Raw genomic sequence first — 24,662 nt, 5'->3', positions numbered from 1 at the left:
CGGCGTAACTGACGATGCAGCAATTCGACGTACTGATAATCGGTAGCGGCCTGGGCGGCATGACCATCGCCCTGCACCTTGCGGACAAGCTCAAGGTCGGCCTCGTGACCAAGCGATTGCTGCGCGATGGCGGCAGCGGCTGGGCGCAGGGCGGTATTGCCGCGGTGCTCGACGATCAGGACAGCATCGAGCTGCATATCAAGGATACCCTCGTCGCCGGCGCCGGCCTGTGCGAGCCGGAATCGACCCGTTTCATTGTCGAGCACTCCAAAGAAGCGATCGACTGGCTGATCGCCATGGGCGTGCCCTTCACCCGGGATGAATCCGGCGAGACCAATTACCACGGTTATCACCTGACCCGCGAAGGCGGCCACAGCCACCGGCGCATCATTCACGCCGCCGACGCCACCGGCGCCGCGGTGATCGACACCTTAGCCACCAAGGTCGCCGCACATCCGAACATCTCCGTGCTCGAAGGGCATATCGCGCTTGATCTGATTACCGATGCCAAGCTGGGCGAGAGCGGCGACAGCAACCGCTGCCACGGCGCGTATATCTATGACATCGACGGCGATCGGGTCGATACCGTGCTGGCACAGCACACGGTGCTGGCCACCGGCGGCGCCGGCAAGGTCTATCTGTATACGACCAATCCGGACGTGGCGACCGGTGACGGCATCGCCATGGGCTGGCGCGCCGGCTGCAAGGTGGCGAACATGGAATTCATCCAGTTCCATCCGACCTGCCTGTATCACCCGCACGCCAAGTCGTTCCTGATTACCGAAGCGGTACGCGGCGAAGGCGGCATTCTGCGCCTGCCCGACGGCACCCGTTTCATGCCGAACCACGACGAACGCGCCGAGCTTGCGCCGCGTGACGTGGTCGCCCGCGCCATCGACTTCGAGATGAAAAAAGGCGGCTTTGACTGCGTGTATCTGGATATCAGCTACAAGCCGTCCAAATTCGTCAAGGAACACTTCCCGAATATCTATCAGCGCTGTCTTGAGCTGGGCATCGACATCACCAAGCAGCCGATCCCGGTGGTGCCGGCGGCGCATTACACCTGCGGCGGGCTGATGGTCGACCGCGCCGGCCGCACCGATGTGGCCGGGCTGTATGGCGTCGGCGAAGTCAGCTACACCGGCCTGCACGGCGCCAACCGGCTGGCGAGCAATTCGCTGCTCGAATGCATGGTGATCGGCAAGGCCGCCGCCGAAGACATTCTGGCAGCCCCGAAACACGCCTTGCCCGATGTGCCCGAATGGGACGAAAGCCGGGTCACCGATCCGGATGAAGAAGTCGTGATCGCCCACAACTGGGACGAATTGCGTCGTTTCATGTGGGACTACGTCGGCATTGTGCGCACCAATAAACGGCTGGAGCGCGCGCAGCACCGGATCGAATTGCTGCAGCATGAAATAGACGACTACTACAGCAACTTCCGCGTTTCCAACGATTTGATCGAGTTGCGCAATCTGGTCACCACCGCCGAATTGATCGTGCGCTCGGCGCTGGCGCGCAAGGAAAGCCGTGGCCTGCATTACAGCCGCGATTACCCGGGCATTCTGCCCGAATCGAAACCGACGATTCTGGCACCCTGATGCTGAACACGCTGGCGGTTGCCAATTACCGATCGCTGCGGCAACTGGTGATGCCGCTCTCGCGGTTGAACGTGATTACCGGCGCAAATGGCAGCGGCAAATCCAGCGTTTACCGCGCCTTGCGACTGCTGGCCGAAACCGCGCAAGGCCGGGCGATCAGCACACTGGCGCGCGAAGGCGGGCTGCAATCGACGCTGTGGGCCGGGCCGGAAACAATTTCCCGCGCCATGCGCCGTGGCGATGCGCCCATACAGGGCACGGTGCGCAAAGACGTGGTGCACCTGCGGCTTGGCTTTACCGGCGACGATTTCGGCTACGCCATCGATATCGGCATGCCCGAACCGGTGCCGGGTTCTTTATTCAGCCAGGACCCGGAAATCAAGCGCGAATGCCTGTGGGCCGGGCCGATCCTGCGCCCCGCCGCGCTCTTGGCAGATCGCCAAGGCCCGCTGGTGAAAGTGCGCGATAGCCGCGACTGGCGCATTCTCAGCAAAACCATCGCCGGTTTCGACAGCATGATGCTGCAATGCGCCGACCCACTGCTGGCGCCGGAGGTATTGCGGCTGCGAGAGGAAATGCGCTCGTGGCGCTTTTACGATCACTTCCGCAGCGATGCCGACGCAACGGCGCGCCAGCCGCAAATCGCCACCCGCACGCCGGTGCTCGGCAACGACGGCAGCGATCTGGCCGCCGCGCTGCAAACCATCCGCGAAATCGGCGACAGCGACGCGCTCGACGCCGCCATCGACGATGCCTTCCCCGGTTCGCAGATTGTCATCACCCCCAATGCAGGGCGCTTCAGCGTCGGCATGCGCCAGCACGGCCTGTTGCGAGCGCTCGCCGCCACCGAACTATCCGACGGCACGCTGCGCTATCTGTTGCTGGTTGCCGCCCTGCTCACCCCGCGCCCACCGGCGCTGCTGGTGTTGAACGAACCCGAAACCAGCCTGCACCCGGACCTGCTGCCGGCGCTGGCCAGACTGATCCAGCGCGCCGCGCAAGACACTCAGGTCATCGTTGTCTCGCACGCTGCACGGCTGATTGCTGCGCTGGAACGCAGTGGTGATTGCAATTCGCTGATGCTGGAAAAGGATTTTGGCGAGACGCGGATTGCGGGGCTGGGGGATTTGGAAAGGCCAGCTTGGCAGTGGGCGGCTCGGTAGCTAAGCCATAATTGCGTCTTCAATTTTGTTGCGCGCCGAACTCGTCAGTCTTCGCACACCAAACAATCGAGCAATCTCAAGCGCTTTATCTTCGGTAGAAACTACACTCGCAGCAGCTTTTAGCTCTTCCGTCACGATCTCTTCAATCGACCGGACATCATCTTCCGTTGCAGGAGTTCGGTAGCTAGCCCAACTTTGTCGGTGTTGTTCATCTGTCCAAACAAACACGGCATCAGCTGAATCTAATTGCATATGATATTTTCGCTCAACTAGCTTAATGATTCGCTCACGGATCAAGCGTCCAGATCGCTGAAAACCATGCACCCTCGCAATTCGTTGCATCAGCAAAGAATCTAGAATAGGGGCTTCATGCGCTAATACTCGATCTATTAATGAAGCCAAAATTGCATCATATTCATCGGAATAAAACTTCTCTGGATTGATTTGATGGATCAAATCAGAAAAATCAGTTACGCGGTACTTCTTCGCAGAGACCACAGCGTAATTATCAATCGAGCGGGCGAAATATGGTTCAGCCTTCTGCTCAGAAGTCACGGTGTCACTCAGCGCTGAAACAGGCGGCTTATCGACTAGCATTTTCTCTTCAACGCTTGATTTTTCAAGCTGAGGTGTAATGATTTCGGGCACAATCACTGTAAAAGTTGGACGCGGAGTAGCACGCGAAACTTCGAGATGGGTATTAATCGCAGCATGCAGCCGCTCTAACGCGCCCTCTTTATCAATCCACCAGTCGGTCGACCACACCCGCAATAGTTTCCAGCCTAATCCTTGCAGAATCGCGCTACGTACTTTATCTCGATCCCGCGCCGTAGCTGCACTGTGATAAGTCGCCCCATCACATTCAACCCCTAGCAAATAATCACCAGGGCGATCCGGATTCACAATGCCCAAGTCAATCCGGAAGCGTGACACACCAATTTGCGGTATGACCTCCCAACCTTTACGACGCAAGCCTTCCGCAACCGCCTCTTCGAATGGCGACTCATAGCCGCCCACCGAGCCTTGTACGGCTTCAGCCAATGCCCTCGGACCACGGCTCGCAAATTCAATAAAGTGTTTTAAATCGCGCACCGCACGCGCACTGGTTCGGTTTAAATCAACCATCGCTGAATCAAAGGACGTAAAAACGAGCATTTCACGTCGTGCACGAGTCACCGCTACATTCAAACGCCGCCAGCCACCCTCCTTATTCAAGGGGCCAAAATTCATCGACATCGTTTTTAAACCCGGCTCAGCCGGGCCATAGCCAATGCCGAACATAATCAGATCACGCTCATCGCCTTGCACGGTTTCCAGATTTTTTACAACAACAGGCTCAGCCAAATCTTCTTGGAAAAACGGCTCAATTTCAGGATGTTTCTGGCGGGCTAGATCGAGCAAATTGGTGACTAAAGTCTGCTGATCACTATTGAGCGTAATGATGCCGATGCTTAGCCCCTGCGCTACAAATTGCGGATCGGTGAGGCGGCGTACGGTTTCAGCAACCATCGCTTCCGCTTCGGCCTGATTATTACGCCCTTTGCCGCGTGAATAGACACCATCTACATAACGCCACTCGACGGCGCTGGCGCGAGTTTCTGGCGCAGGGAATGTGATCAAATTACTTTCGTAATAGCGATGATTTGAGAATGCAATCAAGCTCTCATGCCGACTGCGGTAATGCCAGCTCAAACTATGGCTAGGAATACCAGCGCCCAAGCATTCATCCAAGATGCTTTCCATATCGTCTTCGGTGTCATCTTCCGATGCAGAAGCGCCGCGATTGAAGAAGCTGGTTGGCGGCATTTGCCGTGGATCACCCGCAATCACGACTTGCTTGCCTCGAGCGATAGAGCCAATCGCATCCCACGGTGCAATTTGTGAGGCCTCATCGAAAATAACCAGATCAAAAAGCGCTAAATCAGCGGGCAAATATTGCGCAATCGACAATGGACTCATCAGCATACAAGGAGCCAGCTTTTGCATGGCGTCGCCCATTTCAACGGCCAATTGGCGTACAGGTTTGTGACGGCGCGACTTTTGCAACTCATGCTTGAGAATGGCAAATCCGCCCTGCTTGCCCGTATCATTTTTCGATGGAATCAGACCGCAAAGTTTGGCGCGCACATAACGAACCGACAGCTTAGACAAATGATCTTCTTTCTGACGATACGCGTCAATATCACTCATGTGCTCAGCAGAAACAAAATTACGCAGCAATGGCTCAGCGTCAATCACTTGGGTTGCAAACCAACGCGCATAAGCGGTTTCAAATATCTCTAGCGCGCCACCAACAGGCAGCGCATTTTCTGCCACGGCATCAGCCAATGGTTTTAAACCCAGCTCTTGCGCTTCATACCGAACACGGCACCAATCACACCAAGATTTAAGCTGTGCTTCCAATCTGCAAATGTCATCCGCCGTATCGCAAAGGCTAGCTAGATCGGCATTAATTTCGGCGTCATCGGTGCTTAGTAATTTGAAGCGTTCAAGAGCATTTGTTAAACGTGCAAAGGCCGATTTAAACCTATTGATCGCAGAAATAATTGCGCCATCGCCCCCCAAAAGCTCATTGGCATCCACCACCAATCTGGACGTTGCACTACGAAGTTCAACAGAATGTTCAGGTGATTGCGCCATAGCGCTAATTGCCGAGCGCAAGTTGTCACTCAATAGCAGCGCTGCATCCATCTGAGAGATATTGCTACTTAAAGATGCCCAACCAGGAATACCCTGCAATTCAATAGACAAGGCATCCAGCTCGCCCAGTAGTCGTAGAGCGGCATCCATTTTGGAAAGATTGCTCCCCAAAAATGCCCAACCAGGGACCCCCTGCAAACCAACTGATAAGGCATCTAACTCACTCAGCAGCCGTAGAGCTGCCTCCATTTTGGAAAGATTACTCCCCAAAAATGCCCAACCAGGAACCCCTTGCAAGTCGATAGATAAGGTGTCCAGCTCAGCCAGCAATTGCAGGACGCCCCCCATTTTGGAAAGATTACTCCCCAAAATTGCCCAGCCAGGAATACCATCCAACTCAAGATGTAAGGCATCCAGCTCGCCTAGCAATAACTTCAATTTCCGCAATTTTGCTAAGTCCGCGACAACATCAGGCATCCCAACGGCCCCACCCTCCATGGATAATTGGCGCCCTATTTTTTTCTTAGCAAAGGCAGCCAGAAACCAGAATTTACCTTCTGCCTGCGCCCAATCTCGCTCAATTTTCTCCAAATTAATTCTTCTGCATGCTTCTGCCGAATAGGCCAATGACAATTCAGACTCAAGTTTTCGATATTCATTAATGTGCACAATAGCTTGACGTACAGCCTTCACGGTTGATTTGATATTTTCCGTGGATGAAGATAACAAATCTGGGGCAAGTTTGCGATACTCAATAATGAGTGCAATAACCTTCCGAGCCACCGCCACTGAAGATTTAATATTTGCCGTAGATGGAAATAAAAACTCCGAATCAAGTTCACGATAATCATTAATGAGCACAATAGCCTGACGAGCTGCTACCACTGATGACTTAACATTTGTGGCAGGCGGAAATGATAATTCCGGATCAAGTTTGCGATATTCATTAATTAGTGCAATGGCTTGGCGAGCAGCAGCTACTTTTGCTGCTGCGTTAGCCGAAAATGAAAATACCAAATCAACACCATGTGTTTTCTCTAGCACCTCGGAAAACCTAACAACTCGAGCAATCTCGTTGTATTCGCTAGCTTTTAGCGGAAGTTGGCTCCCCTGAATAAAGTTTTCTTGAGTATCGTTCAGTTCATTAATCGCAGTAGATAACTCATGCGAAGCTGCAACCAGCGCCTCTTGCCAACCATTTGACCAATCAATTTGCGATAATAATTTGAAGCTAGTAGAGAGTGCTTGCCCTGCTGCACTGTTTAGATCCAAGCGGCGAGCCACATCACGCAGCTGTGTCATCGCAGGCAAATCGTGCGTTGTGCCATCAGGCCAGTTAAGGCGTGGTATTGCAGGGCAACCGTGGTGAATGACACGCCCCATCGCCTGATGAACAGAAAGCCCGTTCGGCCAGCGCTTATGCAGCAAACTAACGACGCCATTTAATTTATCGCGCAATCGCTGAACCTGAGCAGCCTCGGTAGACCATTCCTCTGCTGACAATAGTTCACGCGTATCCCACGCTCGCTCTAACTGTTTCAATACGCTTACTTTTGAAGTCTTACTCGAATGCAATTCAAGGCAAAACTCGCCAAGTCCTTTTTCTTCCAAGCGTCGATAGACCACATCAAGCGCTGCCATTTTTTCAGCAACAAACAAAACGCGACGACCCAGCGCTAGATTATGCGCAATCATATTGGCAATCGTTTGCGACTTACCGGTTCCGGGCGGCCCGTCTAATACAAAGCTGTGCCCTGCGGTAGAGGCCACCACAGCCGCCAGTTGTGAAGAATCTGCAGGAAGCGGCGTAAACAATTGGGCTGGCGTAATTCTTTGATCCAGCCCCTCAGCTCGCGGAAAATCTTTGTACGAGATCGCATCGCTCCCCTCCGCTTGGCGCTCTAACAAATGCTTCACCAATGGGCTCTTCAACAATTGCTCAGAGCGATCACTTAGATCCTTCCACATCAGATATTTGGCAAACGAGAATGTGCCCAGCACTAACTCGTGCGTCACCTCGAAACCAGGAATATCCCGAACAGCACGGCGTACGGCATTCCAAACCCCTTCAACATCAATGCCGCTTTCATCGGTCGGAAGCTCGCCATCAAGACCAGGAATATTTAACTCAAAGTCATGCCGCAATAATTCAAGCAAAGTCAGATTAAAGCGCGGTTCTTCATCGAGCATGCTCATCGTGACGCCGGATAATGCGCTTTTTCTTTCTAATTTTATTGGCAGTAAAATTAGTGGTGCCGAGTAGGATTTTTGATCATCGACAGACTTTTTCCATTTCAATAAGCCGATAGCTAAAAAGAGAGTATTTGCACCGCCTTCATCCAGATCACTACGCGCAGTGCGATACAAATCCACCAATGCCGTATCCAGCTTAGTTTTTTCAAGCGTACCGAGAACTTCGTTCCTATTGAGTGCAGAGCGAGCGTATTCATCACGAAGATTTTCGCGGTTTTGCTGCTCGTATAGCGCGGTATCGCGACCACCTGCCTCTAGATCAGGCATGGCGACTACGCGAATTCGCTTTCCATCAGCCAAAATATCTTCGAGCTTTGCGAGGTCAGGGCAGATCAGTCGCACGCACTTCGCGCCATCGGGCAGGTGCAGCAAGCGATTGCGTGTTGTTAGATCAAGTAATTTGCGCCGCCAAAGATTGAGTTTGCTGGCGGGACTATCGGGCTCAATTTGAATTTCAACATCAAAGCTAGGCAGTAATGGAGCCTCTTCCAACGCATCAATCGATACTGGATTTTCCGCAACAGATTGATCAAATTGAAAACGTTGGCCGAATAAAGCCAAAGGCCTAATGCGCTGCATACGCGCACGCCGTAAATCAATCGCCATAATGAAATCATCATCATTGACTTGTCGTTTTGCGGCTTCAACAGCCTGACTAAAACTAGGTGGAATAGCTTGAGTTGCTAATGTGGTCTCAAAAACAAGAAGCTCATTCAACTCAATCCGTTTTCGAACGGCAGAAGCTTCATCTGTAATTAATTGTGAAAATTCTTGTGGCTGAAGCCACACACCGACAAAGGCATGGCCTTTGGTGAGAAGCAGCAAAGGGTTAAGGCCAGCTTGCTCGGCTAACGCAGCAAAAAGCAAGGCAGTATCTAAACAAGTCGCAACACCACCATCGAGGACTTTACTCGGTGTTCTGACCTTCTGCCCTTGCATTTCAAAACTGGATGGTGGCAAAGCATAACTGAGTTTCAAGCCGCAAACAGACGACCAAAGCGCCGATGTTAACTCCCAAGTTCGGGTTCTAGACTGGCCTGAATAACCGTCAATCGAGTCTTTTTTCCCCGCTCTACGCAAGACATCAGATGCAGCTTTAAGTAAACGATCCACCGCAGGATCATTAGGCATCGCAAACGCAGCGAGCAGTTCTGGCATCACCCCAGCACCACCCCACTCATTGTTGGCAAGAATTTCAATTTCAAACGTATCTTCCGCCAAAGTTTGATCAGCACAACACAAAAGTAGCTTGAGCTCACCTCTCAAACTCTCGGATAGATCTGCCAAGTAAGCGGCGTTGAGTTTTAAATCGCGGTCAGTGATATGCAGGCTATCGCCTTTGGGTAAGCGATCAATTTTCCACGTTTTGCCTTCAAGAAACGCTGGTGATGCGCTCAAAACCAACATGAGATCGTCATAATCAGATTCACTATTATTGGTGATCTCTAATTCGCGCAGCACTGGCACTGCATTTTGCTGAGAGGCAAAACCGAGCTTTTCGGTTACTATCACGTCAATTTTGATGGTCATTTGATCGCTCTTTGCTTTTTAATGTGCACAATGATGAAATTCTGACGAAAGGTTTAACCCAGTATGCCACATAGACGTGGGGTCGATGGAACGGTGCAATGAAGATTTGCTTTTTAGCAAAGTGGGATTGCGGAAGGCATGAAAAATGCACGCAAACATCAGGGCAAAGTCATAAATAATTAAGATGCACGCAATACCGGCTTTGCCCGAGCAGCGGTCGTTCGAGAAAATCATTCCCGCGGTTACTCGTAGCTGAAAGCAAGCTCCGAGGTCGGCGTGGGTATTCAGCCCCACTTTCGCTGTAGCCAGACTTGGCAAGTGAAAAGCTAGCGACGTGTCGAATGGAAAAAAGACCGATGGCAGAAGCACATAAATCCCTTTTTTTGGCTAGGTGTCGGGTTCCGCCTGTTTGTAGACTTTTTTCCTGAATAACTCAGGTCGCTCTTTCTGCCACATCTTTAACCACCCTTCCCACCCGCGGAAAATACAGCCATGTCTGCGCATTCCGCCCATCCAGCGCACTGACTTGTTCGCGATATCGCGCCAGTTGCGGCGCATAAATGCGCGATTCGCGCTCGAGGAATGCGTCCACCGTTTCGCCGTCATGCGGAATGGCGGTTTTGTAATCGACGATCACGACCCCTTCGGATGTCTCAATCGCCAGATCGATCACCGACAAACTGCCGTCGGCGGCAATCAGCCGCCATTCGCGCCTTGCCGGCTGGCTTAACAGCCATTGCCCGGTTTCATCGCTGATCGTCGCTTGCAGCGTGTCGAGCACCGTTTGCGTGGCGGACTCGATCCGGGTTTCGGCGACGCCGGCGCGGCGCAGTTGCCGCGAGATCTGGAACACGCTGCCGGCGAGGCGATCGGCCGGCCACGCGGCGATGCCGTCGCGGCCGATGCGTTCGAGCCATGCATGGGCGAGCGTGCCGATGGCGGCGTCGATGCCGGCGTCGTCGAGTTTTGGCGTGGGTTGGTTGGCGAGCTTCGCGCCGGCTTCGGCCACGGCTGGCAATGCAGCGGTCGGAACGCGCTTGAACGGCGGGCCGATGATGGCGTTGGAGGCTGCTTCGGACTCGCCGCGCTCCAGCGCCGGTAGCACCGGTGTGCCAAAAATCGGCAGCAGCCGCGCCAGCAGGCTCGATGCTTGCGGCTTCACCGCTTCGCCCTTGTCGAGATCAACCGCCATTTCGGCAACCCAGTGCAGCCGGTGCTTGGCGCGCGTTGCCGCCACATACAGCAGCCGATCGACCTCGTAAGCGGCGCGGCGTTTGTCGCGTTCGCCAAGGTATTTGGATAGCGGATCGGCATCCGCATCGGCGAGGCGCTTGATCGGCCCAAGCAGCAGCCGGCCACCGGTTTGCTCGAAGCGCAGCAGCGGCGCGTGGTCGGGCGGCGCCTTGCGGTGCAAGCCCGGCACGATCACCACATCAAACTGCAAGCCCTTGGATTTGTGGATGGTCATGATTTCGACGCGCGCTTCGCCGGGATCGGGCGAGGCGAAGAGCTTGGCCAGCGCGTCGTCGAGTTCGGCCGGATCGAGCGCGCCATACGGTGCGATGCGTTCGAGCAACTGGAAAAAACTCTCGGCGTCAAACCCGTCGCGCACGCCGGGGTAAACGCGATCGCCGCCGAGTGCACGCCAGACGCCGGCGATGGCCGCCGCCAGCGGCAAGGCGCTGGGCAGCGGTTCAAGCAGCACGCTGGCGGCGAAATCGGCGCGGGCGCGTTCGTCGTCAGCCAAGCCGGCTCGGCGCTCGGCGTTGCCGAGCAGCACCGGCACCGTGCTTTGCTGATCGCCGGCAAACAGCGCGGCCATGCTTTCCAGCCGCAAGCCGATCCATGGCGCGCGCAGCGTCGCCAGCCACGCGAGCCGATCACCGGGATGCAGCAGCGAGCGGGTCAGTTGCACCAGATCGGCCACCACCGGGCGCTGCGCCAGCGGTGTGAGTTCAACCGCGCGATGCGCAATGCCGGCGTTGCCGAGCTGCCGGGCGATCACCTTCGCATGTGATTTGGCACGCACCAGCACCGCGATGGTTTGCGCACCGGCGGCGATTTCGCGCTCGATCAGATCGATCACGTGTTCGGCTTCGGACACCGCCGGTTCGCTGCCCTTGGCTTTCCAGACCGGGTGAAACGTCACCGCGGCACCATCGTGCGCCGGGTTGAACGCTATCGATTTTGCGTAGGCAATCGCGCTGTCGTCGGCTCTATCTTCACGCGGGAACAGCATGGCAAACGCCCGGTTCACCCAATCGACGATGCCTGCTTGCGAGCGGAAGTTGTCGGTCAGCTGCAAAAACTGCGGCCGGATTTCGCCGATGCCGTGGTCTCGCGCCGACAGAAACAAGCCGACGTCGGCCTTGCGGAAGCGGTAGATCGACTGCATCGGATCACCGACCAGAAACAGCGTGCGGCCGTCGCCGCCAACGCCGGCGTTCTGGCCCCAGCCGGCGGTGAGTTTTTCCAGCAGCCGGATCTGCGGCAGGCTGGTGTCCTGGAATTCGTCGAGCAGCAGGTGGCGGATGCGGTTATCGAGCTTGAGCAGCAGCTCGCTCGGATCGTCGACCTCGCCCAGGGCCGAGACCGCGCGCTGGGCGATCTCGCTGAAGTCGGCCTCGCCCTTTTCGGCGAATACCAGCATCAGTTGCGCGGCGGCGAGCCTGAGCGTGAACAGCAGCGCCTCGACCACACGCCACTGCGCATCGTCGAATTCGGGCACCGGCAAGGCGTTCACACCATTCAGGCGGGCAATCCACGCCGCACTTTCGTCGGCACCGGACAGCCATTCGACCATATCGGCCTTGTGCGCGCAGCCCACCGGGAAGCCCAGATTTTTGTTGATGCCACCCGGCTTGCGCAGCTTGCCGCTGGTGAGCAGAAAGGTGGACAGCGCGCGCCATTGCGGCAAGGCATCGGGGCTGGCCGACAGCGGGCCATCCCAATGCAGCAGCGCCGTCAGCACGCCGGGTTTGTCGGCTTCCAGACATTCGGCCGCCGCACGCGCCACCGGTGCCAGCGTGTGAGACCAGCCGAGCGGCATCGCGGCGATCAGGCCTTCGAGCCCATCGCACACCGCGTCGTAAAAATGGCCTTCCAGTGCCTCGCGCCCCTCGCCCGCACCGATGATCAGCGGCAGCCACTGGTCGCGGCTGGCGAGCATATTGGCGATCAGCGCTTCGGTTGCGCCAAGGTCTACGTCGAGATGTTCGAGCAGCAGCCGCACCGGCGCGCCGAGCGTTTCGTGATCGGCGAGCGCGATCGTCGCGCGGGCGGCATCCAGATAATGCGGCCGGGCATCGTCGATCGTTTTGGGCATGCCGCCCAGTTGCGACAGATACGGCATCCGCCGCACCAGCGACGCGCAGAACGAGTCGATGGTCTGGATCGCGAGCCGCGCCGGGTGTTCGAGCAGATGCCAGCCGCGCTCAGCATCGCGCGCCAGCGCCTTTACCGCCAGCGCATGGCTGCGGCGTGCCTGCTCGCGCTCGGGCGCCGGGCCAAGCCCCGCGGCGAGTTTCTGCATCACCCGCGCGTGCATTTCGGCGGCGGCCTTGCGGGTGAAGGTGATCGCGACCAGTTCTTCGGGCGAATCGACGATCGCCAGCAGCGCCAGAATCCGGTCGGTCAGCAGTTCGGTTTTGCCCGAGCCGGCCGGCGCCTGCACCAGAAAGGAACGAGACGGATCGACGGCGGCGGCGCGGGCCTGATGGTCGGTAGGCTGGCGGTCGGTAGGCTGGCGGTCGGTGGCTTGGCGTTCGGTGCTCATGCTTCGGTCTCGTCGTCGGTTTCCAGATTGAGCCGCAGGAAAGGCAGCGCATCGCAGTATTTGAGGTCGTCGGGGCGCTCGCTGACATTGGCGGCGCGGCCGGCGATGAATTCATCGGCCAGTGCGCCGATGCGCATCCGCCAGAGATCGAGCACGTCGGCCCAGGCCATCCCGGCGAGCGGATTCTTGTCATCCAGCTCGCCCGGTGTTGCCACGCCGTCGAGCGCTAGCGGCGACTCGGCCAGACCCAGCGCGGCGACTTCACGGGCGTTCAGTTTGGCGAGGAAGAGGCCGGCCACGGCAGCTCCGGCGGGTTGATCGGAAGCGCCGCCGACGGGCTGGTTCGAGACGCCTCCGGCGGGTTGTATTGAAGCGCCTCCGGCGACAAGGGACGCATAAAACGGCAGTTGCAGATCGGTCGGCCGCTCGCGTCCCCAGCCGCCGATATCGAGCCGTTTGCCGGTTTTGTAGTCGACCACCACCATGCCACCGTCGGCCAGCGTATCGACCCGGTCGAGCCGCACGGCAAGCGACAGCGGGCCGTGGCGCCAGTCGTGGCGCTTTTCGATTTCGGTCACGGCAAACGGCGTGCGGCGCGCTTCGATCTCGAGCCATTCGCGCACGACAAGCCGGGCACGGTCGATTTCGAGCGTGCGGATCGCCTCGGGCAGATCACGCAGCTCGGCACTGGCGGCTTCACCGAGCGCAAGTTCGAGCATCACGCCTATCCGGGCATCGGCAAGCATTTCATTCAGCGTCTCCGAGTCGCCCAGCGAGCGCCACAGCACCTCCATCACCGCATGCAGGAAGTTGCCGCGCACATTGGCGACGATCTGTTCGGTGTAGGCCGGCAGCGCGCTGGCGCCGAGCCGGTGCTTGACGAACGCCCACTGCGGATTTTTCGCCTGCGTATCGAGCACGGTGACGCCACCGCCAACCCAGTCCTTGGCCTGAAGCGGCGGGCCTTGATCGTCGATCTGCGTTTCCAGCGCGGCCGGCGCGAGGTCGGTGCGCGCGGCCGGTTGCCAATCGCTGCCCGACAAGTCGGCGATCAACGGTGACGGGCGCAGTTCGCGCTCGCCTTCGAGCTCGGCATGGCTGACGATCAATTGCGGCGCGCACATTTGCAGCGCGGCAAACAAATCCTTGGCGTAGGCAAGTTCGCGCTCGGGCGTGGCGCGTGGCGCGTTGGCGCTGCGCAAGGCCGCCATCGGGATCAGCGGGTTCGGGCGGGACATCGCCGGCAGCACATCGTCGGTCAGCCCCAGCATCCACACGCCATCCCAGCGGCCGCCTTCGGCTTCGAGCAGGCCGAGCACGTCCAGCCGGGAGCTCGGGCTGCGCTCGGGCTGGAATGCGGCGTCGCGCAGCAGCTGGGTGAACAGCGTCAGCGCATGGCGCGCATCGGTATCACCGGCCACCGGCGCCAGCATCGCCAGCCTCGAGAGCTGGCCTTTGAAGGCTTCAAAGGTTTGGTACTCGACCGAATCGAGCGAACGCGCACCGGGAAAGCCGATCAGCGCCAGCAACTCGCGCAAGCGCTCGGCCCACACCGGCAGCGAAGCGCGTCTGGGCCACGATTGCGCCAGCGCGCGCGCGGCTTGCCACGCGGCCGACAGGCTCGGGCAGGTTTGCAGCCCCTTGTCGAGCAGGCCGGTCGGCAGACGCAGCACGCCGCCCTTGCGCCACTTGGCATCGAGCGCGGCACGTTCGCCATTCTCGTGCGGATCACCGGCGCAGTAGCCGGCAAGCAAGGCGGCGCCAACATCGCGCGGCGTCCACGGGGCATTGCCGAGCAACAGACCGAGCCACGCCAACGCGGCACGGGCCAGCGGCCAAACGGCCAGCGGCCTGCCGATGGCAACGTTGAAGCCACCGGCGTCACCGAGCGCGTCGAGCAGCACGCGGCGCGCGAACGGCGCATCGTTTTCGAGTTTGGGCGCGAGTATCGCGTAGTGGCGGTGCGGATTCTCGCTGAGCCGCTCGACCGCCCACGCGGCGGCGGCGCGCCATTCGGCGCTGCGATCGGCAGCGGGGTAACGCTGCACGTCGCCGCGCGACGCATCGTCGGCCAGCTGCAGCAAGACGGTGCCGCGCGCGGTCAATGCGGCAAACAAGGCGGCGAGCCGGGGCGACACCTCGCGAAACCCCGCCAGCACCAGCGTATCGGGCACCGGCAGCTCACCGGACTCGATCGCGGCGATGATCTGCGCGCTGCGACGCACATCATCATCGGCATCCAGCCGGCCCAATTGCTGGTGATAGCGCGCCTGCCAGCGCAGGAAGCGCTTGTACTCGTCATTTTCGTCGTGCTCGTCGACCTGCACGCGCCAATCGGCGACGAGCTTGTCGGCGTCCTGCGCCAGCGCGGCGGCCTGGCCGACGTTCATCAGCCCCCGCTCGCCCTCCTCGGCCACGATGACGTCGGTCCACAGCACCTTGGCGGCAAACGGGTCGAGCGCGAATTGCGGCAAGGCAGCGGTAAACGCCAGCGCATCGGTCAGCTGGTTCAACCACGCCGAGACCGGCAGGATCTGCGGCACCTCGGCCACGCTCAAGCCAGCGCTGGCGACATCGGCGGCGAAGGCCGTGGTCAGCCTACGGGCAAGACGGTTGTTGACGGTGAGGAGAACGGCGTTGGGCGCGGCGATATCGGCAAGCGAGATCGTCGGCAGGGAGGCAAGTTCGGGCATGGATGGGCTCGGTGCTGAGTCGGCAGGGCGGCTTGCCGATGATAGCACCGGCGGCAAGCCGCCCCGCCGCTCAGAACCTGTTCACGATCAGTCGCGAGCGGCGCTCAGTGGGGTGAAGAGCAGCACAGGAACCGGAATTTACATTTGAGTAAATGAGGATTCCGAGCAGCACATGAGCCCCAATCAGCGACGCGCAGCAGGATCGTGAACAGGTTCTCAGCAAAGCGCAGACAAGTCACCGACACGATCGTGACGCACCGGTAGCATGCCGCCCAACTGGCCCAGCGGCGGTCGCACCGCACCACGACGTTTTGGCGGGGTCGAACCAGTGTGTAGATCGACAAGGGGAAAGCCATGAAAGCGCCTCTCGCTCTCATCGGAATGACACTCGCCACCGTACTAGGCGCATCGCCGGCCGGGGCGGATGGCTATAGCGTACGGGTTCAGGTCGACGCCCCGGTGTTCGTCCCCGGCTATGTATCGCCCCCGACGATCATCTATCGCACGGTGCCGCCAATCTATCGGCCACCCCCCTTCATCGACTACCCGGCGTCGCGGGTGTTCATCAACACCAACCCGGGCTTGGTGTGGGTCGAAGGCATGTGGGTCTTCGACGGTCGCCAGCGCTGGTGGCGCGATGGTTACTGGCGCGGGCCGGAGAACCCGTACGACCAACCGCGCTGGCATCCGCGAAGCGGCTATCGTGATGACGGCGGATACAGGCATCACCACCTGCGCTGACCGGCCTTGCGCCGCCAAGCGGGGGCCTCTTCCGGTGAGAACCTGTTCACGATCTGTCGCGAACGGGGTGAAGAGCAGCACAGGAACCGGCATTTACGCAGGTGCAAATGAGGATTCCGATCACGGCAGTTCTTGGTGAGCAAGCCGAGCCTTATAACCCCGCGATGCAAGGCTCGGCGCATAAGCCCCGATCAGCGCCGCGCAGCAAGATCGTGGTATCCGTCCGGCCAAGTCATCTGTCCGCAGAGCGCTGAATTGCAGCCTGAAACGCGGGGCCGCGCTGTCGCGCTGTCTCGATGACGGGGCCGTACCCATAGACACTAGCTGGGCAGAGAACCAGATCCGGCCGTGGGCGCTTGGACGCAAGAACTGGCTCTTTGCAGGCTCGCTACGCAGCGGGCGAGTGAATTCGATAAGTTGCTGCCGCATCAGTGGACGCCCGCCTGAGTCACCCAAGACGACTTGACCGGCAATGGCCTGCCTAAAGCAGGCATTGAAATCTGTTTGTTGCCGCTTTATGTTCTCGGGATTCAAGGAGGATTCTGACAAATGGCACGCATAGGTTTGGTACTGACACCCGGTTTTGCTGATTGGGAATATGCTTTCATTGCAGGAACCGCATCGCCGTTTTACGGAATCAACCTCCGCTTTTTCGCCCCTGCTCCGGGGCAGTTCTTCTCGCAGGGAGGGCTGGCCGTAACTGTGGATAGCAGTTTGGAACAATGCCTGGACTGGAAACCAGATGTTGTCGTCATCGTCGGAGGAATGGTCTGGGAACACGCAGAAGCGCCAGATATTGGAGACTTTCTTCGAGCTAGCCGACTCGCGGGAGCGACAATCGCTGGAATATGTGGAGGAACGCTGGCACTTGCGAGGGCCGACCTCCTCAACACGACTCCTCACACCTCGAACAGCGCTGATTTCCTAAAACAGAATGCCGCAAATTATAAAGGGGAGACTCTTTATCAAAGCTGTTCAGGAGCGATGGTTGCAGACCGGATCATCACTGCACCAGGCCCTGCACCTGTTAGCTTCACCTGCGCAGTGTTTGAAGCTGCGGGGCTATCTCCAGAGATTATTTTACAGTTCAGATCAATGTTGGCAGCTGAACATGAATAACCGTTTCGTCCCACAGCCGTAACTCATGAGTACGCCGTTTAATGGCTGGCCCATTCCCTTCTCGCAACGATCTAGGGAATGCGACGTAAGCATCCGGGTAGGTGGCTTCACCGGACGCTTACAGATCGTGAACAGGCTCCAAGGAGTCGCCACCGCTAGCAGCAAGCACGGCGCACATTAAAAAACCGGCCACGCAGGCCGGTTTTTTAATGTCATTAGCAAGCTACCAACGGAAAGTGGTTTGCTTGCCGCCCTTGGTGCCGACTTGCAGCGGGCGGGTCTGCGTTTTGCCATCGTGGCTGGCACTCACGCTATACCGGCCGGCCGGAAGCTTGGCGTAGAAATACGGGCCATGGGATTCGGCATCCAGCACCGCTTCGCTTTTGGCGTTTTTGACCACCACCTGCGTGCCACTGAGATAGTGACCATCCCGGCCGACAAACAGCAGGCGCAAGTTGTAACTCGCCTGGATGGCCTTGAGCGCCGCCATCTCTTCATCGCCAACGCCGCCGCTGACATACGACACATTCCCTTGCGTTTGCACCGGCAGCGATTCGCCCCATGCCGGTCCGGCGAGCAATATGGCCAACAGACCCACGGCGCAAGCGCCTTGAACTCGGATCATAAGAACCTCCTTGTCGCATTGAAGCGACTCAGAACGGCTGCATCCTTGCAGCGCCCCCCCGTCTTGAGTAAGAGCCCCATCGCGGCGAAAGGTTGCAGGTATCGTCCCGAAAACTGCGGCGCAGACTGACGCCAGTGAGGCCGTCAGCTCGCACCCGACGACTCAGGCCGGGCAGGCCGGATCGACGACGCTGAACGCGCGACCGATGGTCGCCGGATCGGCGAGGCAAGCGAGCACCTCGGCGGCGACATCGGCGCGGCGAACGAAACCGTGCGCTTCTTCGTTCTCGATCCGCTGCGCGCCACCCAGTGCCGGGCCATCGCGCAGGCCGCCGGGGCGGATGATGGTGAAATCGAGACCGCTGGTGCGCAGCCATGCTTCGGCCAGCGTTTTTTCGCGGACCGCGCCGCCAAAACCCTTGCGTGACCGCTCGGACAAATGCGCCCAGGTTTCGCTGCAACCGAGCGAGGTGACCAGCACCAGCCGCTGGATGCCGGCCTGCTCGGCGGCTTCGATCACGTTGCGGTTGCCAAGGTAATCCACCGGCACGCCGGGGCCGAAGCTGCCGAGCGTGCTCACGATCTCGGCATCCGCCCCCAGATCGGCCATGGCCGCGTTCACTGCCGCCGCATCGAGCGCATCGCCACGGACGACATCGACGCCGATCTCGCGCAAGGCGCCGTCGTCCGCGCCATCACGCAACAGCGCACGCACGCTGCGCCCTTGCGAGCGCGCCTGCTTCGCGATCTCGAAACCGACGCCACGACTGGCTCCAAATACCATCAACTCCCGCATGACCCTTCTCCCTGGCAACCGCCGCAGCAGGTTTTCGCCGCGGCCAAAGCGCGAAAGCGTAGCAGTTGTTCGGCATCAAGGCTTTTGTCCTTGTTGCGATGCACGAAGACCTTGTACATCGCCGCCCCTTCGGGATTGAAGAAAATCACGCTTGCCGTTGCCAAGCCCATGAACGGGCGCTCGACCAGCGCGATCGTCTTGCAGCGGTCGGTGCGGATATGGCCGCTGAGCGCACCGCCACCGCGCAAATTGAAAAAGCCATGCGCCGAGCGGCCGACCGGCACGCGGCCGTGAAACTCAAGGATAGCGTCGGCGCTGTGGGTCAGCACGGTGACATCGCCCCAGTCACTGATGTCGGCCATGACCTCGGCAAAGCGCTCGCCGGGCAGCAGCGTGCGCGAGGCTTCGGGGGTTGCTTCAGGCATAGCAGTGACCACATCAAGCAGGCTGACGCCGTATTCGCGGGCAAGGTTTTCAAGGATGCCGTCGGCGTCAAGGGCAAGGCGTTCGGCAAGCGGGGTAACAACTGCGTTCATTTCGGTTCTCCGTGTTCAGGCGGCAATGGATTCGGCCGGCTCGGCGGCGGGTGCCGCGGCCAGTTGCGGGATCAGCTCGTTCAGCGCCGAGTGCAGGTTGTTGGCCCAGAAGCGGCCACGTGGACTCAAGCGCAGCACCGGACCGGCATCAAGCAGCAGGCCGGCTTCGTGCCAGTTCGCAATCAGTGGTTCGATACGCACCAGCAAGGCGGCGACATCGGCCAGCGGCAAGGTCGCCAGATCCAGCCGGCCGCCCTCGATCCCGCCGGTGACGGTATCGCGGGTTCGCTGCCATGCATCGCTGGTCGCCATGTTCGAGATCGGCTTGAGGCCGGCGTCGATCTGCGCCTCGTAGCTCGCCAGCTCGCCGCCGACGACATAGCTGACACCGTGCGCGCTGCCGCCGGCGCCCGAACCGAACGCCAGGCAATCGGCGCCGTCCTTGATCAACTGGTTGTACAGATTGCGCTCGCGCGTGGCGCGGGCCCAATGGCTGTTCGACAGCTGCGCCCAGCCGGCATCCCTCATCTGCGCCACGCCGGCGAGATACATGCGCTGGCGTTCCTGCGGTGTCGACAGGCTGCGGCGCTGCAGTTCGACCGCCTTGAACAGCGGCGTCGTCGGCAGCAGGTTGAGCGCGTACAGGTCGACGCCATCGATGGGCAGGCCGCGGACGGTATCCAGATCACGCTGCCAGACCGCGTCATCCTGATCGGGCAGGCCGAAGATCAGGTCGCAAACCACGGTGGCGCGGTCGCGCCGGGCCAGGCCTTCGAGAAAGGCGATCGCCTGTTCGCCGCGGGCCTGCCGGCCGAGCCGCTGCCGCACCTGCGTATCGAAACTCTGTACGCCGATCGAGAAACGGTTGGCGCCGGCGTCGAGGCAGGCGTCGATGCGGGCATCGTCGAAATGACGAATCCGCCCCTCGACGGTGATTTCGGCGTCGGGCGCCAGCGGCAGATGCGTGCGCAAGGCGGTAATCAGCCGGGCCAGATCATTCGCGGCCAGTGCCGACGGCGTACCGCCGCCCAGATACACCGCGTGGATCGGCGCGCTGTGCACCAGCGGCGTATCGGTTTCGCGTTCGATTTCGGCGATCAGCCTGTCGGTGTACGGGCGCGATGCCTCTTCCTGCCAGCGGTTCTGGTAAAAGCCGCAGAAAAGACAGTGATTGGCACAGAACGGTACATGCACGTAAGCCAGACCCTTGCGGCCATAACGCGGCGCGGCCTGCAGCCTTCGCCATGCGGCTGGATGCTCGGTCTCGATGATCGGGGTTCGGTGGCGCCACGGCATAACGAGGGCGCGCTTGGCAAACGCCAGCTCGCCGCTTTCGGCGAACCAGGCGCTGAGTTCTGCGGACATGCAGGCTCCTGAGCGGATTCAAGACATGCCCATCAATCTATTTGATAACGATTCTCGTTTCATGACTCACGCAAAGATGTTTGATCTGGCGCAAATACACGACATCCCGTAAGAAAACTTGTTAATGAGAACAATTCGCGTTAGTATTCTCAACCATGAACAAGCCCGCGCCCACCCACACTCCCTCGAGCCCGCAACCGCCGGTCCTCAGCAGCGCCGCATTGCTGCAAGGCCAGCGCGCCGTCGTGATCGAGCACAACGGCGAGCGTTACACCCTGCGTGAAACCCGTCAGGGCAAGCTGATTCTGACCAAATAACAAACATCATCAATCGCATGCCAGCCAGCCAGCGGAAGGTCTCCCCGCCAGCAAGCCAGCCGCGACCGGTGCACTGCACCGATTCGACTGCTCAAGGATTCTGGCATGACTCGCTCTACTCACCCGCTCGTACTCAGCCTGCTGGCCTGCGCCCTGCAGACGGCCTTCGCGGCCGACCAGATCGCCGCTGCGCCGCAGTTGGCTACGGCCAGCAAGCCGGCTAAACAGGATGCCAGCACGGCCAGCCTGTCGCCGATCGTCGTCACCGCCACGCGCACCGAAAAAACCATCGACGAATTGCCGCCTTCGGTCACCACGACCAGCCGCAAAACGCTCGACGAGAAGTTCATCAACAGTTTCAGCGATCTGGGCAACACCGATCAGCCGGGCGTCGACATGTCGCGCAGCGGCCGCTACGGCGGCACCAACATCAACATCCGCGGCCTTGAAGGCAATCGCGTGCTGATGATGGTCGACGGCATCCGTCTACCCGAAGTATTCAGTTTCCCGAACCGCGACACCTTCGTCGGTCAGGACATGGTCGACTTCACCTCGCTGGCGGCGATCGACATCGTCCGCGGCCCGGGCTCGACCCAGTACGGCTCGTCCGCGCTCGGTGGCGTCGTCGGCATGCGCACGCTGGATCCGACCGACCTGATCAAGGCCGGCAAGACCTTCGGCGGCCAGGTCAAGGCCGACTACGACAGCGCGGACAGCAGCTACGGCGTTTCCGGTGCCGTCGCCGGCGAAGTCAACCAGGACACCTACTGGATGCTGCAGCTCGGCGGCCGCAAGGGTCATGAGCTCGACAACATGGGCAGCAACGACAGCAAGAGCAAGTACACCCGCACCACACCGGATCCGCAGGACTTCACCACCAAGAATGCCCTCGCCAAGGTGCAGCACTACTTTGAAGGCGGCCACAAGCTGGGCCTGACCGGCGAATACCGCAAGACCGAATCCGACACCGACCTGTTCAGCGAACTTGGCGTGGTGATGCCGCCAGCCCCGACCACCATCACCTCAAGCAAGGCGCACGACGAGCAGGAGCGCCAGCGCGTGTCGCTTGAGTACGATTACACCGCGCCGCAAGCCGGCGGCCTCATCGATGCCGCATCGGCACGGATGTATTACCAGAAGTTCGACAGCGACCAGCGCCGCGACCAGACCCGCAACACCCGCGATCCGGTGTACTGGCGCGACGGCACCTACACCGAAACCGCTAGGGGCGTGTCGGGCCAGGTGGTGAAGAATTTCGGAGGCAGCATCACCCAGCAGTGGGTGGTGGGCGGCGAATGGTGGCAGACCGATACCAAGGAGTTTGCTGCCGGCTATCCGGCCTCGACGTCGATCAACCTGCGTACCGTGCCGGATACCACCGTCACCCAGTGGGCGCTGTTCGCGCAGGATGAAATCGGCTTCGACGGTGGCCGCTACACCTTGACCCCGGGTCTTCGTTACGACAACTACCGCAACAACCCGGATGCGGGCTCGCTGCAAAGCCAGATCGGCGCTGGTATCGGCATGACGCCGCAGAGCCAGGAAGACGACAAGATCTCGCCGTCGCTCGCCGGCACCTGGAAACTGGCCGAACAAGCCACGCTGTTCGCCAAGTACGCACAGGGCTTCCGCGCGCCGACGACGCTGGAAATCAACGGCCAGTTCACCAACTCGGCGCAGGGCTACACGCTGGTGCCGAATCCGGATCTGAAGCCGGAAACCAGCTCGGGCTACGAATTCGGCCTGCGCTTGGGCAACGACGCGGCAGGTGGCACGATCACCGGCTTTGATACCCGCTACAAGGACTTCATCGACACGCTGCAGCCGATCAACAGCAGCGCACCGGGCTGGATCCCGGGCTACCCGATGGTTTACCAAAGCGTGAACATCGACAAGGCACGGATCTACGGCGTCGAAGCGACCGCGCATTACAGCTTCACCAGCGCATGGCGCAGCTGGGGCTCGCTGGCATGGTCGGTCGGCCGTAATGAAACCGACGACACCTGGCTCGATTCGGTCGCCCCGCTCAAGCTGATCACCGGCCTCTCGTACACCCAGGAAGTCTGGGGCGCACAAGCGCTGCTGACCGCCGCCGCCGCCAAGAACAAGCTGTCGAGCAGCACGCTGTACTCGGCACCGGGCTACGGCGTGGTCGATCTGACCGCATGGTGGAAGCCGATGAAGGACCTGCGCGTTTCGGGCGGCGTCTTCAACGTCTTCGACAAGAAGTACTGGGACGGCGCCGATGCCTCGACCCGTGCACTGACGTCGAACAGCGTCATCGTCGACCGTTACAGCGAGCCTGGCCGCAGTTTCCGCGTCAACGCCAACTGGGTGTTCTAAACCCATAAGACCGAAACATGCCGACCCGCTTGCGGGTCGGCCTTTGCATTTGCGAAACGCCCTTCATGCCGTCGGCATTCGCAATATTTGAACCACCGAGGAGACCACGATAATGAGCACCGAATTCAAAGACCACGCAGACGCGCTGCAGACCCGCTATCAGGCGCTGCTGGCCACCGAACCCAAGCTGCGCGCACGCGAACGTGCCGCCCGCCTTGCGGTATCCGAAGCGCAACTGGTCGCCGCCGACTGTGGCGTGGCCTCGACCGAGCTGCAAGGCCCGGCGCAGACGATCTTCCGCGAGCTGGGCACGCTCGGCCATGTAATGGCGCTGTCACGCAACGATGACTGCGTGCACGAACGCAAGGGCACGTACGAGGACATCCAGGCCGAAGGCGCGATTGGCCTCGTGCTCGGTGCCGATATCGATCTGCGCATGTTCTTCAATAACTGGGTTCATTTCTACGCCGTGACCGAGGGCGAGCGCCGCAGCCTGCAATTCTTCGACGCCGAAGGCATCGCCATCCACAAAATCTACATGACCGAGCAAAGCGACAACGCCGCCTATGACGCGCTGGTTGCCAAGTTCGCCAAGTCGGAAAAGACCTGGCCAGCGGTCACCGCCTACGCGCCGGACACCACCCCGGACGTGCCGGAAGATGCCGCCGCGCTGCGCGAAACCTGGCTCGGCCTCAAGGACACCCACGCCTTCTTCCCGATGCTGCGCAAGCACAAGGTCAGCCGCCTTGGCGCGCTGCGCTCGGTGGGCAACGATCTGGCTCAAGTCGTCGACAACGACGCGGTCGAGGCGATGCTGCAACGCGCAGCAAGCAGCGAACTGGCAATCATGTGCTTTGTCGGCAACCGCGGCATGGTGCAAATCCATAGCGGCCCGGTGAAGAAACTGGTGCGTACCGACCCTTGGTACAACATCCTCGACCCGCTGTTCAATCTGCATCTGAACACCGAATCGGTCGTGAGCACCTGGGTGGTCAACAAGCCGACCAGCGATGGCTGGGTCACCTCGATGGAGCTGTACAACGAAGCTGGCGAGCTGATCGTGCAGTTCTTCGGTGCGCGCAAGCCGGGCGTGCCGGAGCTGACCGAATGGCGCGAACTGCTGCTCGATCTGTGCAAAGAACCCCTTGCCGCCTGAGGTTGAACTG

14 protein-coding genes and 1 pseudogene are annotated in these 24,662 nt (G+C 59.7%); 8 read left to right on the top strand and 7 right to left on the bottom strand.

What is annotated here, in order from left to right:
- The first annotated feature begins 14 nt into the window (after positions 1–14).
- Positions 15–1,601: an L-aspartate oxidase gene (nadB, locus tag JLC71_RS03760; RefSeq protein ID WP_200917340.1), complete on the top strand. Its 1,587-nt coding sequence runs from the start codon at positions 15–17 to the stop codon at positions 1,599–1,601.
- Positions 1,601–2,764, top strand: a complete 1,164-nt coding sequence (locus JLC71_RS03755) for an AAA family ATPase (RefSeq protein ID WP_200917339.1) — start codon at positions 1,601–1,603, stop codon at positions 2,762–2,764. Before nadB ends, JLC71_RS03755 begins: the two co-directional genes overlap by 1 nt.
- Here JLC71_RS03755 and proA read toward each other — a convergent pair whose 3' ends face one another.
- The 3 genes from proA to JLC71_RS03740 form a co-directional block, all read right to left on the bottom strand.
- On the bottom strand, positions 2,765–9,187 hold the full coding sequence (gene proA / locus JLC71_RS03750) for an anti-phage protein ProA (protein WP_200917338.1): 6,423 nt from the start codon (positions 9,185–9,187) through the stop codon (positions 2,765–2,767).
- A 433-nt stretch (positions 9,188–9,620) separates the two neighbouring features.
- The gene (locus JLC71_RS03745; RefSeq protein ID WP_200917337.1) at positions 9,621–12,962 is read right to left on the bottom strand and encodes a UvrD-helicase domain-containing protein; all 3,342 of its coding nucleotides are present in this window, start codon (positions 12,960–12,962) and stop codon (positions 9,621–9,623) included.
- The gene (locus JLC71_RS03740) at positions 12,959–15,655 is read right to left on the bottom strand and encodes a PD-(D/E)XK nuclease family protein (RefSeq protein WP_200917336.1); all 2,697 of its coding nucleotides are present in this window, start codon (positions 15,653–15,655) and stop codon (positions 12,959–12,961) included. The genes JLC71_RS03745 and JLC71_RS03740 overlap by 4 nt, the downstream gene beginning before the upstream one ends.
- A gap of 354 nt (positions 15,656–16,009) precedes the next feature.
- On the opposite strand from JLC71_RS03740, the gene JLC71_RS03735 reads away from it, so the two are divergent.
- The 3 genes and pseudogenes from JLC71_RS03735 to JLC71_RS03725 all read left to right on the top strand — a co-directional run bounded on the left by JLC71_RS03735 (position 16,010) and on the right by JLC71_RS03725 (position 17,515).
- Positions 16,010–16,396, top strand: coding sequence for a hypothetical protein (locus tag JLC71_RS03735; protein WP_200917335.1), 387 nt, complete (start codon positions 16,010–16,012; stop codon positions 16,394–16,396).
- A gap of 223 nt (positions 16,397–16,619) precedes the next feature.
- Positions 16,620–16,841: pseudogene (locus JLC71_RS03730) on the top strand (IS66 family transposase); the annotation flags it as partial.
- Between the two features lie 104 nt (positions 16,842–16,945).
- On the top strand, positions 16,946–17,515 hold the full coding sequence (locus JLC71_RS03725; RefSeq protein WP_200917334.1) for a DJ-1/PfpI family protein: 570 nt from the start codon (positions 16,946–16,948) through the stop codon (positions 17,513–17,515).
- 223 nt (positions 17,516–17,738) lie between these two features.
- Here JLC71_RS03725 and JLC71_RS03720 read toward each other — a convergent pair whose 3' ends face one another.
- From JLC71_RS03720 to hutW, 4 genes are all read right to left on the bottom strand, one after another.
- Entirely contained in the window at positions 17,739–18,140 is a 402-nt protein-coding gene (locus tag JLC71_RS03720; RefSeq protein WP_200917333.1) for a hypothetical protein, read from the bottom strand.
- Between the two features lie 162 nt (positions 18,141–18,302).
- Complete coding sequence (locus JLC71_RS03715) at positions 18,303–18,935, bottom strand: SDR family oxidoreductase (RefSeq protein ID WP_200917332.1); 633 nt, start codon at positions 18,933–18,935, stop codon at positions 18,303–18,305.
- Positions 18,923–19,471, bottom strand: a complete 549-nt coding sequence (gene hutX, locus JLC71_RS03710) for a heme utilization cystosolic carrier protein HutX (protein WP_200917331.1) — start codon at positions 19,469–19,471, stop codon at positions 18,923–18,925. The genes JLC71_RS03715 and hutX overlap by 13 nt, the downstream gene beginning before the upstream one ends.
- A gap of 15 nt (positions 19,472–19,486) precedes the next feature.
- Positions 19,487–20,836 carry a heme anaerobic degradation radical SAM methyltransferase ChuW/HutW gene (gene hutW, locus JLC71_RS03705; RefSeq protein ID WP_200917330.1) on the bottom strand — a complete coding sequence of 450 codons (1,350 nt, stop codon included), beginning with the start codon at positions 20,834–20,836 and terminating at the stop codon, positions 19,487–19,489.
- Between the two features lie 155 nt (positions 20,837–20,991).
- Between hutW and hemP the strand changes: the two genes are divergently transcribed.
- From hemP to JLC71_RS03690, 3 genes are all read left to right on the top strand, one after another.
- Positions 20,992–21,153 (top strand): hemin uptake protein HemP, encoded by a 162-nt coding sequence (gene hemP / locus JLC71_RS03700; protein ID WP_200917329.1) that lies wholly within the window; start codon positions 20,992–20,994, stop codon positions 21,151–21,153.
- A 105-nt stretch (positions 21,154–21,258) separates the two neighbouring features.
- Positions 21,259–23,496 carry a TonB-dependent hemoglobin/transferrin/lactoferrin family receptor gene (locus JLC71_RS03695; RefSeq protein WP_200917328.1) on the top strand — a complete coding sequence of 746 codons (2,238 nt, stop codon included), beginning with the start codon at positions 21,259–21,261 and terminating at the stop codon, positions 23,494–23,496.
- A 112-nt stretch (positions 23,497–23,608) separates the two neighbouring features.
- Entirely contained in the window at positions 23,609–24,652 is a 1,044-nt protein-coding gene (locus tag JLC71_RS03690) for a hemin-degrading factor (protein ID WP_200917327.1), read from the top strand.
- Positions 24,653–24,662: the final 10 nt, after the last annotated feature.

This window comes from Jeongeupia sp. HS-3 (genome assembly GCF_015140455.1).
GTDB lineage: Bacteria > Pseudomonadota > Gammaproteobacteria > Burkholderiales > Chitinibacteraceae > Jeongeupia.
Note: the sequence above shows the minus strand (reverse complement) of the source record. Positions and strands in the feature narration are given on the sequence as shown.

Bases quoted from the DNA above. Each gene is read 5' to 3' on its own strand.
- hemP (WP_200917329.1), top strand. From the start codon at position 20,992: ATGAACAAGCCCGCGCCCACCCACACTCCCTCGAGCCCGCAACCGCCG.
- JLC71_RS03740 (WP_200917336.1), bottom strand. From the start codon at position 15,655: ATGCCCGAACTTGCCTCCCTGCCGACGATCTCGCTTGCCGATATCGCC.
- hutX (WP_200917331.1), bottom strand. From the start codon at position 19,471: ATGAACGCAGTTGTTACCCCGCTTGCCGAACGCCTTGCCCTTGACGCC.
- hutW (WP_200917330.1), bottom strand. From the start codon at position 20,836: ATGTCCGCAGAACTCAGCGCCTGGTTCGCCGAAAGCGGCGAGCTGGCG.
- JLC71_RS03690 (WP_200917327.1), top strand. From the start codon at position 23,609: ATGAGCACCGAATTCAAAGACCACGCAGACGCGCTGCAGACCCGCTAT.
- nadB (WP_200917340.1), top strand. From the start codon at position 15: ATGCAGCAATTCGACGTACTGATAATCGGTAGCGGCCTGGGCGGCATG.
- proA (WP_200917338.1), bottom strand. From the start codon at position 9,187: ATGACCATCAAAATTGACGTGATAGTAACCGAAAAGCTCGGTTTTGCC.
- JLC71_RS03735 (WP_200917335.1), top strand. From the start codon at position 16,010: ATGAAAGCGCCTCTCGCTCTCATCGGAATGACACTCGCCACCGTACTA.
- JLC71_RS03745 (WP_200917337.1), bottom strand. From the start codon at position 12,962: ATGAGCACCGAACGCCAAGCCACCGACCGCCAGCCTACCGACCGCCAG.
- JLC71_RS03720 (WP_200917333.1), bottom strand. From the start codon at position 18,140: ATGATCCGAGTTCAAGGCGCTTGCGCCGTGGGTCTGTTGGCCATATTG.
- JLC71_RS03695 (WP_200917328.1), top strand. From the start codon at position 21,259: ATGACTCGCTCTACTCACCCGCTCGTACTCAGCCTGCTGGCCTGCGCC.
- JLC71_RS03725 (WP_200917334.1), top strand. From the start codon at position 16,946: ATGGCACGCATAGGTTTGGTACTGACACCCGGTTTTGCTGATTGGGAA.
- JLC71_RS03715 (WP_200917332.1), bottom strand. From the start codon at position 18,935: ATGCGGGAGTTGATGGTATTTGGAGCCAGTCGTGGCGTCGGTTTCGAG.
- JLC71_RS03755 (WP_200917339.1), top strand. From the start codon at position 1,601: ATGCTGAACACGCTGGCGGTTGCCAATTACCGATCGCTGCGGCAACTG.